The 12,718-nt window shown below is 60.0% G+C and carries 12 protein-coding genes; 5 read left to right on the forward strand and 7 right to left on the reverse strand.

Features of this window, described 5'->3' with window-relative positions; translation table 11 throughout:
- Window positions 1-10: 10 nt before the first annotated feature.
- Entirely contained in the window at window positions 11-1,603 is a 1,593-nt protein-coding gene (locus AC2CGI_RS00105; protein ID WP_044030620.1) for an ATP-binding protein, read from the reverse strand.
- A 326-nt stretch (window positions 1,604-1,929) separates the two neighbouring features.
- Between AC2CGI_RS00105 and AC2CGI_RS00110 the strand changes: the two genes are divergently transcribed.
- Window positions 1,930-3,285 (forward strand): 2-hydroxycarboxylate transporter family protein, encoded by a 1,356-nt coding sequence (locus AC2CGI_RS00110; RefSeq protein WP_004928909.1) that lies wholly within the window; start codon window positions 1,930-1,932, stop codon window positions 3,283-3,285.
- A 97-nt stretch (window positions 3,286-3,382) separates the two neighbouring features.
- Here the strand turns inward: AC2CGI_RS00110 and AC2CGI_RS00115 are convergent, their stop codons facing one another.
- Window positions 3,383-4,354 carry a patatin-like phospholipase family protein gene (locus AC2CGI_RS00115; protein ID WP_021504982.1) on the reverse strand — a complete coding sequence of 324 codons (972 nt, stop codon included), beginning with the start codon at window positions 4,352-4,354 and terminating at the stop codon, window positions 3,383-3,385.
- A gap of 206 nt (window positions 4,355-4,560) precedes the next feature.
- Between AC2CGI_RS00115 and AC2CGI_RS00120 the strand changes: the two genes are divergently transcribed.
- The 3 genes from AC2CGI_RS00120 to AC2CGI_RS00130 all read left to right on the forward strand — a co-directional run bounded on the left by AC2CGI_RS00120 (window position 4,561) and on the right by AC2CGI_RS00130 (window position 6,667).
- Window positions 4,561-5,505, forward strand: coding sequence for an MBL fold metallo-hydrolase (locus AC2CGI_RS00120; protein WP_044030623.1), 945 nt, complete (start codon window positions 4,561-4,563; stop codon window positions 5,503-5,505).
- 153 nt (window positions 5,506-5,658) lie between these two features.
- The gene (locus AC2CGI_RS00125) at window positions 5,659-6,399 is read left to right on the forward strand and encodes an SDR family oxidoreductase (protein WP_076741038.1); all 741 of its coding nucleotides are present in this window, start codon (window positions 5,659-5,661) and stop codon (window positions 6,397-6,399) included.
- A 64-nt stretch (window positions 6,400-6,463) separates the two neighbouring features.
- Window positions 6,464-6,667 carry a DUF1289 domain-containing protein gene (locus tag AC2CGI_RS00130; protein WP_015378867.1) on the forward strand — a complete coding sequence of 68 codons (204 nt, stop codon included), beginning with the start codon at window positions 6,464-6,466 and terminating at the stop codon, window positions 6,665-6,667.
- Between the two features lie 61 nt (window positions 6,668-6,728).
- On the opposite strand, the gene nrdF is transcribed toward AC2CGI_RS00130, so the two are convergent.
- The 5 genes from nrdF to AC2CGI_RS00155 all read right to left on the reverse strand — a co-directional run bounded on the left by nrdF (window position 6,729) and on the right by AC2CGI_RS00155 (window position 11,184).
- Complete coding sequence (gene nrdF, locus AC2CGI_RS00135; RefSeq protein WP_004928917.1) at window positions 6,729-7,700, reverse strand: class 1b ribonucleoside-diphosphate reductase subunit beta; 972 nt, start codon at window positions 7,698-7,700, stop codon at window positions 6,729-6,731.
- A gap of 8 nt (window positions 7,701-7,708) precedes the next feature.
- Complete coding sequence (nrdE, locus tag AC2CGI_RS00140; RefSeq protein ID WP_015378866.1) at window positions 7,709-9,853, reverse strand: class 1b ribonucleoside-diphosphate reductase subunit alpha; 2,145 nt, start codon at window positions 9,851-9,853, stop codon at window positions 7,709-7,711.
- The gene (gene nrdI / locus AC2CGI_RS00145; protein WP_015378865.1) at window positions 9,835-10,239 is read right to left on the reverse strand and encodes a class Ib ribonucleoside-diphosphate reductase assembly flavoprotein NrdI; all 405 of its coding nucleotides are present in this window, start codon (window positions 10,237-10,239) and stop codon (window positions 9,835-9,837) included. Before nrdI ends, nrdE begins: the two co-directional genes overlap by 19 nt.
- A gap of 9 nt (window positions 10,240-10,248) precedes the next feature.
- Window positions 10,249-10,479 (reverse strand): glutaredoxin-like protein NrdH, encoded by a 231-nt coding sequence (gene nrdH, locus AC2CGI_RS00150; RefSeq protein WP_076741039.1) that lies wholly within the window; start codon window positions 10,477-10,479, stop codon window positions 10,249-10,251.
- A 273-nt stretch (window positions 10,480-10,752) separates the two neighbouring features.
- Window positions 10,753-11,184, reverse strand: a complete 432-nt coding sequence (locus AC2CGI_RS00155; RefSeq protein ID WP_015378864.1) for a carboxymuconolactone decarboxylase family protein — start codon at window positions 11,182-11,184, stop codon at window positions 10,753-10,755.
- Window positions 11,185-11,279: 95 nt separating this feature from the next.
- Between AC2CGI_RS00155 and pdxR the strand changes: the two genes are divergently transcribed.
- On the forward strand, window positions 11,280-12,710 hold the full coding sequence (gene pdxR / locus AC2CGI_RS00160) for a MocR-like pyridoxine biosynthesis transcription factor PdxR (RefSeq protein ID WP_015378863.1): 1,431 nt from the start codon (window positions 11,280-11,282) through the stop codon (window positions 12,708-12,710).
- Window positions 12,711-12,718: the final 8 nt, after the last annotated feature.

Genomic DNA, 12,718 nt, shown 5'->3' on the forward strand with positions numbered 1-12,718 from the left:
GTTATGGGTTTTATTTAGGGATAAATATAGAGAATATCGCGCCGTGCGGCTCGTTGTCCGACACTTCTATGCTGCCGTGCGCCTGCGCCACATGGCTGGCGACCAGATGCAGGCCAATGCCGTGGTCGCTTTTATCCGCTTTGGTGGTGACGCCCTGTTCAAACAGCGTATCACGAATCTCCTCGGCGATGCCGGTGCCGCGATCCGCCACCTCGATCACCAGCTCGTCGCTGCCATCGCTGATATAGAGTTCGATCGCGTCGTGCGGAGCCGGGCAGTGCAGCGTCGCTTCCACCGCATTATCCAGCAGGTTGCCGACGATCGACATCAGTTCGGTCTCATTCAGCGCCGCCGGGATCTGCCGCAGTTGGCAGGCCGGATCGAAGCGCAGCTCGATGCCTTTTTCTCTGGCGCTGGAATATTTGCCCAGCAGCAGGCCGCACAGCGCCGCCGAACTGAAGCGCTGCGAGATGAAATCGAGGATCTCCTGCGCACCCTCCGACTGGGCTTCCACATAGCGAATGGCCTCGTCGTAGCGCTGCATATGCAACAGCCCGGCCAACGTGGCGGTCCAGTTCAGCTGCTCGTGGCGCATGATGCGCAGGTTGTCGGCATAGCGTTTCACCTGGCTGAGCTGGCTGCTCAGGGTATTGATGTCGTTTTTGTCGCGGAAGCTGATCACCCAGCCTTGCAGCTCCTGCTCCTGCATGATGCGCACCCGGCTGGCGATCACCCGCACGTGGTTGAAGCGGCACACCTCGTCGTGCGTATCCTGGCCCAGTTGCGCGGCGGCGAAGAAGTCAGGCTGCGCCTGGATCACGTCGCCGATCGGCCGGCCCAGTAAACTGGCGGCCGGCTGGTGCAGATCCAATAGCTCGCGCGCCGCATGGTTGATGGTGATGATCCGCTGCTGTGGATCGATGGCGATCACGCCCTCATAAATGGCTTCCAGCAGCGCTTTTTGCTGACGCACCAGCAGCGCGATCTCTTTCGGTTCCAGCCAGAACATCTGGCGCTTGAGGTTTTTCGACAGCAGCCAGGAAAAGACGAACAGGGCGATCAGCAGCAGGACGATGGAGCCGATAATTTGCGTCAACGTCCTGGCATTTAAATTATCTATGTGCGATTTCAAATAGCCGACGGAAACGATGCCGATCACGTGATTATTTTCATCCAGGATCGGCGCCTTGCTGCGCAATGAAACGCCAATGCCGCCCTTGCGAATGGAAATAATGCTTTTCCCTTCCAGCACCTCTTTATTATCGCCGCCGATCATCGGCGTACCCAGGCGGCCTTCGTATTCGGAATGATAAAGGTGGCGGGCATGACTATCGCCGATGACGATATAACTGGCGTCGCTGCTGGCGCGGATTTTTTTCATCAGCGCGGCAATTCTGGCGGCGTCGTGTTTTTCCACTGCGTCCACCAGCGAAGGAATGAGGGCGATTTCCCGCGCCTGCACCTGGGCGCGGGCGCCGAGATCGCGGTGCAGCTGCGCATCCAACTGGTAATAGGTGTAGGCGCCGATGCAAGTCAGCAGCAGGCAGGAGAAGGCCACCAGGCACAGAAACAGCTTGATTTGAAATGAGAGTTTGAGGCGCATGGCGGAGCTTCACCGTAAAGAGATCCTGAAGCCTTACCCTATCACGAGAAGCGGGGTCTGTAATATTGCGCCCGATCAACTTGTGATCCTTCACACGGGATTAGAGTGAACCGGACGAGAATTGTTCGCCTGCGATAAAATTGATAAGCTTTAAAATAAAAACGGTATTAACACCATTAAAACCACGCCGGTTTTTACATAATCTTAATTAACCCCATAGAAACCATAACCACCATTAAAAACCCTTTTTAACTTTGAACATAATCACAGCAGATAATCCGTGCGCTTCTCTATGATGGCTGAACAAACTAATAAGAGGCCAGATTATGAGCACAACAGATGATTCTTACCTCGTAGCCAAAGACAAGACCGCCGATATTCCTCTGCGTGAGAAATGGTGGCGGATACTGGACAATTATAAAGTAGGGATTATTCCGTTACCGTTCTTTATTCTGGCCGGCGTATTGATTCTGCTCGACTGCCTGGAAGGCAAATTGCCGAGCGATATCGTGGTGATGGTGGCCACCCTGGCGTTCTTCGGTTTCGCCTGTGGCGAATTCGGCAAACGCCTGCCGTTGATCGGCAAAATGGGCGCGGCGGCGATCTGCGCCACCTTTATTCCTTCCGCGCTGGTGCACTATGGCCTGCTGCCGGACGTGGTGGTGGAATCGACCACCAAGTTCTACAAATCGACCAACATTCTTTATCTCTACATCTGCTGCATCATCGTCGGCAGCATCATGAGCATGAACCGCCAGGTGTTGATCCAGGGTTTCCTGCGCATCTTCATTCCGATGCTGTGCGGCGAGATCGTCGGCATGCTGGTGGGGATGGGCGTCGGCATGGCGCTGGGCCTGGAGCCGTTCCAGATCTTCTTCTTCCTGATCCTGCCGATCATGGCTGGCGGCGTGGGTGAAGGGGCGATCCCGCTATCGATGGGCTACGCGGCGATCCTGCACATGGAGCAGGGCGTGGCGCTGGGGCGCATTCTGCCGATCGTGATGCTCGGCAGCCTGACCGCCATCGTCATCGCCGGTCTGCTCAACCAACTGGGCAAGCGTTATCCGCACCTGACCGGCGAAGGCAGCCTGATGCCGAGTAAGCAGGGCGACAGCAACATGAACGCGGTGGAAAAAATCAGTGGCAAGGTGGACGTCAGCACCATCGCCTGCGGCGCGCTGCTGGCCATTCTGCTGTATATGGTGGGCATGCTGCTGCACCGTCTGATCGGCCTGCCGGCGCCGGTGGGCATGCTGTTCGCCGCCGTGGCGGTGAAACTGGCGCACGGGGTGTCGCCGCGCATTCAGGAAGGCTCGCAGGTGGTGTACAAATTCTTCCGCACCGCCGTGACTTATCCGATCCTGTTCGCGGTCGGGGTAGCCATCACGCCGTGGCAGGAGCTGGTGGACGCGTTTACCGTACAGAACCTGATCGTGATCGTCACGACCGTCAGCGCGCTGGTGGCGACCGGTTTCTTCGTCGGCAAGAAAATCGGCATGCACCCTATCGACGTGGCGATCGTCTCCTGCTGCCAGAGTGGGCAGGGCGGCACCGGCGACGTCGCGATCCTCACCGCCGGCAACCGCATGTCGCTGATGCCGTTCGCCCAGATCGCAACCCGTATCGGCGGCGCTATCAACGTCTCGCTGTCGCTGCTGGTGTTGGCCAAGTTCTTCGTATAACTCCTATAAATCCTTAGCGTTACTTTGCCTTTCCCCGCCCCCGCGGGGATTTTTTTTGCCCGCGCGCCGGCCTGACGCGCAGGCGGGAAAACACCGGTTACGCCGCCTGTTTCATGGCGGCGTCATACCAGGCGAAGTAGCGCTCTACGCCGCGACGGCCGGATTCGATCAGCGCGCGTTTCTTCTCCTCGCTGATGCCGAACTCCAGCGTGCCGACGTCGAGCGTGTCGACATACACGGTGCGTTTCCAGTCATCGCTGTCCAGATGCACCTTGGTTTGGATGTCCAGCATCACGTTGGCCACCGCCAGGGTGAAATCAAACAGGTTGTTGACCGGCGTGCGCGGGCCGGCCTGGCCGGCGGCCTGGGCGATTTCGCTGGCGGAATCCAGGCGAATGCCCAGCGTGCGGGTGTTGATGCGCTGGCTGGCGCTGTCGATGTAAGGCGGCGTGGCGGAGAAGTCATAATCGAATAGCCGCACCGGATAGTTGTCGATCATGCCACCGTCGATGCACAGGTCGCCCAGGGTATTGTTCTTCGCTACGAAGGCGAACGGGAACGACATCGAAATGCGCAGGCCGTCCGCCACTTTCATGCGCGGCGTGGTGCGGTGAGAATAGACCTCGCGTTGGCCGCTGTTGAGGTTGGCGCCGATAAAGTAAATCGACTTGAACCCTTTCGCCGTTTTCATCGCTTCGAACTGCTCGAAGGTAATATCCGGGTTGCCGGTATATTGTTTGATAATATCGCGCGACCATTGATAGAAATAATCGCCGGGCGCGATGCCGTATTGATTGAACAGGCGATAGGCGTCCTGGATCGTGCCGAAAAAGCCGCCGTTATAATCGAGGAATTTTTTAAAATCCATCGCCGACAGAATTTTGGTTACGTCTGCCGAGCTGCAGCCCAGGCCGACCAGCAGTGCGGCGATGGCGCCCGCCGAGGCACCGGAGGTTTGCTTGATCTGCGGCATGATGCCTTTGGCCTCCAGCAATTCCAGCGCGCCGCCATAGGCGATGCCTTTTACGCCGCCGCCTTCAAAGACCAGGTTTTCGAATTGATAGTTCATGATATTTCCTCACTCTTGGTTTAGGGAGTAAGGAAAATAACCAAGTGGCGAACGAGAAAATATGGATTGGGGTTGTGTGGGGCGGCAAACAAAATTATTAATAATAAATATATTGTTTATATATTTATCAAAGGCATTTATTAAACAGGCGCATCGGGCTTTTTGCGTCAATACTTAGCGCTGTTCAATTCTCGCAAGGAGTCATCATGTTCTGGAAACGTTGTCTGTTGGGCGCGGCGCTGGCCGTTATGTCGTTACAGGCCGGCGCCGCCGCGCCGCAGGCCAAAACCCCGACGCCGGGATTTTACCGCATCATGCTGGGCAGCTTTGAAGTGACCGCGTTGTCCGACGGCATTATTCGCCTGCCGGCGGACAAGCTGTTGCTGAACAGTACGCCGCAGCAGATCGCCGCCGGGTTGGCCGAGCGGCATCAAAGCCTGCCGGTGGTCACCTCGGTCAATGCTTATCTGATCAATACCGGCGACAAGCTGGTGATGATCGACAGCGGCGCTGGCCAGCTGCTGGGCGACGGCCTGGGCAAGCTGGTGGATAACCTGCGTGCGGCGGGCTACCAGCCGGAGCAGGTGGATGAGATCTACCTGACCCACATGCACCCGGACCACCTCGGCGGCCTGACGCACGACGGCAAGGCGGTATTCCCCAATGCGGTGGTGCGCGCCGCCAGCCAGGACGCGGACTTCTGGCTAAGCGCGGACAAACTGAAACAGGCTAGCGCGGGCAATAAGAGCAACTTCGAAAGGGCTCAGGCAGTGATCAAGCCGTATCAGGCGGCCGGCCACTTTAAGCCGTTCAGCGGCGACGGTGAGCTTTCCCCGGGCATTGCCGCCTTTGCCGCCCACGGCCATACGCCGGGGCATAGCGTGTATCAGGTGACCAGCCAGGGCCAGAAGCTGTTGCTGCTGGGGGATCTGATCCACGTGGCGGCGGTGCAGATGCCGCATCCGAAGGTGGCTATCAGCTTTGATAACGATGCCAAGGCGGCGGTCGCTCAGCGGCTGCGGATATTTGGCGATAGCGCGCGGCAGAGCGAGCTGGTGGGGGGCGCACACCTGTCGTTCCCGGGGTTGGGGTATTTGAACCGCCAGGGCGACGGTTACACCTGGGTGCCGCTGAATTACGGCGCGCTGTAACGGAGATGGCCGCCCGTTGGGCGGCCATCGAACAGAGCCCAGCGGCATTGTTCGATAATTTGGGATTATGATGCCAGAGAATCGGGGCTGATTCGCCGTGATAAACCGTGCATGATTAACGTCATGCCTGTCGTTTTCTTTAAGGAGCTCCCGATGAACCAGAAAACTCACTCCGTCGCCATCGTCACCGGCGCATCCCGCGGCATCGGCGCGGCCATCGCCGAGCGTCTGGCCGCCGATGGCTTTACCGTCATCATCAACTATTCAGGCAATCCGGCACCGGCCGATGAGCTGGTGCGCAAGATAGAACAGCGCGGCGGCCGCGCCTTGAGCGTCAAGGCCGACGTCAGCGATGCGGCTGCGGTCACCCGGCTGTTCGACAGCGCCGAACAGGCGTTTGGCGGTGTCGACGTGCTGGTCAATAACGCCGGGGTGATCGCGCTGGCGCCGATAGCGGACATGAGGGATGAAGACGCGGATCGCCTGCTCGACATCAACCTGAAAGGCAGCTTCAATGCGATGCGCGAGGCGGCGAAGCGCCTGCGCGACAATGGCCGCATCATCAACTTCTCCTCCAGCGTGGTGGGGTTGCTGCAGCCGGGTTACGGCATGTATGCCGCCAGTAAGGCGGCGATCGAAGCGCTGACCAGCGTGCTGGCGAAAGAGCTGCGCGGCCGCAATATCACGGTGAACGCCGTCGCGCCGGGGCCGACTGCCACCGGCTTGTTCCTCGACGGCAAAACCCCGGAGCTTATCGAGCGGCTGGCGAAGATGGCGCCGTTGGAACGCCTGGGTACGCCGGACGATATCGCCGCGGCGGTGGCTTTTCTCGCCGGGGCCGACGGCGGCTGGATCAATGGCCAAACCCTGCGCGCCAACGGCGGCATCATCTGATTGGCGACGCGCCGCCGCCGGATCGGGTATCCTGTGGCGGAACATATCACATCAAGGGCAACGTATGGCGGGCCACACTCAGCAATCCCATCCTGGCGTCAGATCGCCCTGTGTCAGCCTGTGCCGGATCGACGACGAAACCCAGCAGTGCCGCGGATGCCGGCGCACGCGGGCGGAGATCGCCGCCTGGCCGACCGCCAGCGACGCGGAGAAACGCGCCATCTGGCGGCGGCTTGAGCTGCGTGCGGAATTCAAGCAAAACACATAGTCGCGAGAGCACGACACGCCGCACTCCCGTGAAGGTTTATTCCTGATACGGCTAGCCAGCCTCAGAAATCCCAGTCCTCATCCTCGGTGTTGACCGCCTTGCCGATGACGTAGGACGACCCTGAGCCGGAGAAGAAGTCGTGGTTTTCGTCGGCGTTCGGCGACAGCGCCGACAGGATCGCCGGGTTGACCTCCGCCATCGCCGGTGGGAACAGCGCTTCATACCCGAGGTTCATCAGCGCCTTGTTGGCGTTGTAGTGCAGGAAGGTCTTCACGTCTTCCGTCCAGCCGACGCCGTCGTACAGCTCCTCGGTGTAACGCACCTCGTTGTCGTACAGATCCTGCAGCAGATCGAAGGCGAAGTTTTTCACCTGCTGGCGCCGCGCGGCGTCCACCTTCTCCAGCCCTTTCTGGAACTTATAGCCGATATAGTAGCCGTGCACCGCTTCGTCGCGAATGATCAGGCGGATCAGATCGGCGGTGTTGGTCAGCTTGGCGCGGCTGGACCAGTACATCGGCAGGTAAAAGCCCGAATAGAACAGGAACGACTCGAGGAAGACGCTGGCGACTTTTTTCAGCAGCGGATCGTCGCTGCGGTAGTGAGCCAGAATGATGCCGGCTTTCTTCTGCAGCGCGCGGTTTTCCTCGCTCCAGCGATAGGCGTCATCCACGTCCGGCGTTTGGCACAGGGTGGAGAAGATTGAGCTGTAAGAGCGGGCGTGCACCGCCTCCATAAAACTGATGTTGGAGTACACCGCCTCTTCGTGCGGCGTCAGCGCATCGGCGATCAGGGCCGGCGCGCCGACGGTGTTCTGGATGGTGTCCAGCAGCGTCAGCCCGGTGAACACCCGAATGGTCAGCTGCTGCTCCTTCGGCGTCAGCGTGGCCCAGGAGGGGATATCGTTGGACAGCGGCACCTTCTCCGGCAGCCAGAAGTTGGAGGTCAGGCGGTTCCACACCTCCAGATCCTTGTCGTCTTCGATGATGTTCCAGTTGATGGCGCGCACCAGCGGCGCCGATGTTACGGTCGTCATAAGTTGCCTCACAGCGAGCAGGACACGCAGCCCTGCACCTCGGTGCCTTCCAGCGCCATCTGGCGCAGGCGGATGTAGTAAATGGTCTTGATGCCTTTGCGCCAGGCGTAGATCTGCGCGCGGTTGATGTCGCGGGTGGTGGCGGTATCGCGGAAGAACAACGTCAGCGACAGCCCCTGATCGACGTGTTGCGTGGCGGCGGCATAGGTATCGATGATTTTCTCCGGGCCAATCTCGTAGGCATCCTGGTAATACGCCAGGTTGTCGTTGGTCATGTAAGGCGCCGGGTAGTAAACGCGGCCGATCTTGCCTTCCTTGCGGATCTCGATGCGCGAAACGATCGGATGAATGCTGGAGGTGGCGTTGTTGATGTACGAGATGGAGCCGGTCGGCGGCACCGCCTGCAGGTTCTGGTTGTACAGCCCGTGCATCATCACCGACTGGCGCAGCGCGCGCCACTCGTCGCGCCCCGGAATGGCGATGCCGGCGGCGGCGAACAGCTCGCGCACCCGCTCGGTCTGCGGCAGCCAGTCGCGTTCGGTGTATTTGTCGAAGTACTCGCCGCTGGCATAGCGCGAGTGCTCAAAGCCGTCAAAGGCGCCGCCGCGCTCGATCGCCAGCCGGTTAGAGGCGCGGATGGCGTGATAGGCCACGGTATAGAAATAGAGATTGGTGAAGTCGATGCCTTCTTCCGAGCCGTAGAAGATACGCTCGCGCGCCAGGTAACCGTGCAGGTTCATCTGACCGAGACCGATGGCGCGGGCGCTGCGGTTGCCTTCGGCGATCGACGGCACCGAGCGGATGTCGCTCATGTCGGCCACCGCGGTCAGCGCACGGATCGCGGTCTCGATCGCTTTGCCGAAGTCCGGTGCGTCCATGGTTTTGGCGATGTTCAGCGAGCCGAGGTTGCAGGAGATGTCCTTGCCGATGCGATCGTAGCTCAGATCTTCATGATACGTACTGGCGCGGTTGACCTGCAGGATCTCCGAACACAGGTTGCTCATGTTGATGCGACCGGCGATCGGGTTCTCCCGGTTGACCGTGTCCTCGAACATGACATACGGGTAGCCGGATTCGAACTGGATCTCCGCCAGCACCTGGAAGAATTCGCGCGCATTGATGCGCGACTTGCGGATGCGCTTGTCGTCCACCATCTCGCGGTACTTCTCGCTGACGGCAATCTCCGAAAACGGCACGCCATACACCCGCTCGACGTCGTAGGGCGAGAACAGGTACATCTCCTCGTTGTTCTTCGCCAGCTCAAAGGTGATATCCGGGATCACCACCCCCAGCGACAGCGTTTTGATGCGGATCTTCTCGTCGGCGTTTTCCCGCTTGGTGTCGAGAAAACGCAGAATGTCCGGGTGGTGGGCGTTGAGATATACCGCGCCGGCTCCCTGGCGTGCGCCGAGCTGGTTGGCGTAGGAGAAGGCATCTTCGAGCATTTTCATGATCGGAATGACGCCGGAAGACTGGTTCTCGATGCGCTTGATCGGCGCGCCCACTTCGCGAATATTGCTCAGCAGGAAGGCCACGCCGCCGCCGCGTTTCGACAGCTGCAGCGCGGAGTTCACCGCCCGGCCGATCGATTCCATATTGTCTTCGATGCGTAGCAGGAAGCAGGAGACCAGTTCGCCGCGCTGGCGTTTGCCGCAGTTGAGGAAGGTCGGCGTGGCCGGCTGGAAGCGGCCCGAAATCATCTCCTCCACCAGATCCTGCGCCAGGGCGGTATCGCCCGCCGCCAGCGTCATCGCCACCATGCACACCCGATCTTCGTAGCGTTCCAGATAGCGCTTGCCGTCGAAGGTTTTGAGCGTATAGCTGGTGTAGTACTTGAAGGCGCCGAGGAAGGTCTCGAAGCGGAATTTTTTGGCGTAGGCCTGCTGGAACAGCTGCTTGATAAACGGGAACTCGTACTGCGCCAGCACCTGCGGCTCGTAGTAGCCTTCTTCCACCAGATAGCGCAGCTTTTCCTCCAGGTTATGGAAGAACACGGTGTTTTGGTTGACGTGCTGCAGGAAGTAGTGCCGCGCCGCCAGCCGATCCTTGTCGAACTGGATCCGGCCTTCCGCATCGTAAAGATTGAGCATCGCGTTGAGCGAATGGTAATCCAGCGCGCCCGTCTCGGGCCTGGTCAGTTCTGTCGTTGCCAAAATGCGGTTACTCCCTGTCGAACGTTTTCAACGTCTTGCGCGGTGCCGAGCAGCTCGAAGCGGTACAAAAAAGGCACCTGGCATTTTTTGGCGATGATGTCGCCGGCGATGCCGTACGCTGCGCCGAAGTTGGTGTTCCCGGCGGCGATGACGCCGCGCAGGTATGAACGGTTTTGCGGAACGTTGAGAAAGCGGATCACCTGGATCGGCACCGCGCCGACGGCGCTGCCGCCGCCATAGCTGGGCACGATCAAGATATAGGGTTGTTCCATCAGCAATTTGCTGCGGGCGCCGGCGATCGGAATGCGGATCGCCGGCAGGCCCAGTTTCTCAACGAATCGGTGGGTGTTCTCCGAACTGCTGGAGAAATAGACCAGCGGATTCATCGTCGAGCCTCAGCAGGTGAGCGCCAGCGCGCCGATTTTGTCCGGCCGGAAACCGGACCAGTGATCGTCACCGGCGATAATCACCGGAACCTGATGATAACCCAATGATTTAACGTGGTTCAGCGCCTGCTGATCCTGGGTGAGATCGATCACCTGATAATCAATCCCCTGCTTATCAAATGCGCGATAGGTGGCGTTGCACTGGACACAGTCCGGCTTACTGTAAATAATAATGCTCATGATTCGCATTTACCTTTAGACTGAAGGAAAGGCGGACAAGTCAGATAACGGAGCATCGTTCCTGGCGTTTCTGACGGCGTTATCAACCGAACGACATTCCCTGCGGCTGACCTATAAAATACTATATGTTGATATTTGTTTTATCAACCACGCTATATATGGTGTTTTGTGGGGTTAAGTGCGCAGACCGCGTCGGAGCTGGGAAGGCGAGGGGAAAATTTTTTTTCGGGTGGGAAATTCCCCCCTCTCAGAGAAGAGGGGGAGGCGAACGCATTATTGGCGCATGCTGACGGCCAGCCGGTTGAAGGCGTTCATGATGCTGATGGCGAAGGTCAGATCGGCGATCTCGGTATCGCTGAAGTGCGCTTTCAGCGCCTCAAAAGCGCTGTCCGGCGCGCCGGTGGCGGCGATCAGCGTCACCGACTCGGCCCATTCCAGCGCGGCGCGTTCGCGCTCGCTGAACTCATGGCTGACGCGCCAGCCCGCCAGCGTATCGAGTTTGGCGTGGCTGAAGCCGCTTTCGCGCAGCGCTTTACCGTGCATGTCCAGGCAGTAGGCGCAGCCGTTGATCTGCGAAACGCGCATAAACATCAACTCGATGGTCGCTTTGTCCAGAGCGCCTTTCTCCAGCGCCATCAGCGCGCTCACCATATTTTTGTACGGGGCGGGCGCCAGCTCGGCGTAATTCAAACGTTGCTTAATCATGGTCAACCTCAATCGATAGTAACGAAATCATGGCGCTACTTTAGCGGCCTTATGGTCTATGCTATAGGGCCATAAAATGATTATTTAACCGGGCCATGATGCCAACTTTCCTGACCTCGCTGCGTTTGGACAGCCGTCTCGCCGAACCGCTGTACCGGCAGATTTATCTGCGAATCAAAGACGCCATCGCCCAGGGCAACCTGGCGGCGGGCAGCCGGCTGCCTTCGGTACGCGGGTTGGCGAGCGATCTTGGCGTGGCGCGCGCCACGGTGGAAAGCGCCTATGCTCAACTGATCGCCGAAGGTTTTTTGCAGAGCCGGGGGCAGGCAGGCACCTATGTCTCGCCGCAGTTGCCGCCCATGCAGGGGGCGGCGTCCGCTGCACCGCCGTTGCCGGCGGTGGCGCCCGATCCGCTGCAGCCGCAGGGCATGCTGCAGCCTTTCCAACTGGGCGTGCCGGCGCTGGATGCGTTTCCACGTGCGCTGTGGCAGCGCATTGTCGCCCGCCAGCTGCGCGGTTCTACGGTGGCTTCCCTGGCGCTGCCGCCGGCCGGCGGCCTGCCTGAACTGCGTGAGGCGATCGCCCATTATCTGCATTTGTCGCGCGGCATCAGCTGCCAGCCGGAGCAGATTTTCCTCTGCGCCGGCTACCCGGCGCTGTTGGACTGGGTGGTGGAGACGCTGTTGCACGCCGGTGACGCGGTATGGATCGAAGATCCCGGTTATCCGGTTACGCGCCCGCTGCTGCGGGCCGCCGGCGTGAGGCCGGTCGCCGTGCCGGTGGATGAACAGGGAATGGACGTGGCCGCCGGTATCCTGACGGAGCCCGAGGCGCGGCTGGCGGTGGTCACGCCGACTCATCAGAGCCCGCTCGGCGTCTCGCTCAGCCTGGCGCGGCGGATGGCGCTGCTCGACTGGGCGCAGCAGCGCGGGGCCTGGATCCTCGAGGATGACTACGACAGCGAGTTTCGCTATCACGGGCGACCATTGCCGCCGCTGAAAAGCCTCGATGTTCAGGGGCGGGTGCTGTACGCCGGCACTTTCAGCAAAACGCTGTTCCCGGCGCTGCGCATGGCTTATCTGGTGGTGCCCGCCGGTCTGACGGCGGCATTCGCGCGCAGCAGCCGGCTGCGCGGCTGCGGCTGCCCGCCGCTGCTGCAGGCAAGCGTGGCGGATTTCATCCGCCAAGGGCATTTCTACCGCCACCTGAAACGCATGCGGCCGCTGTACCGCCAGCGTCGCGAGTGGTTGACGCAGGCGCTGGAACGGCAGCTGGGGGCCTGGCTGACGGTGGTGCCGCAGCAGGGCGGCATTCAGCTGTTGGCTCGGCTGCATCACGGGCTGGCGGATGCGCCGTTGGCGGCGAAAGCGTGGCGGCAGGGGCTGGCGGCGCAGGCGTTGTCGGATTGGCAAATCGATCGTCCGGCGGGGCAGGGGTTACTGTTGGGGTTCGCCAATTTCAGCCGGCGAGAGGAGGCGGAGCGGGCGGTGCAGGGGCTAGCGCAGCTGTTTAAACACGCAAATTAAACGGCCCG

The sequence above is a fragment of the Serratia sp. LSHTC3 genome, from assembly GCF_057197125.1.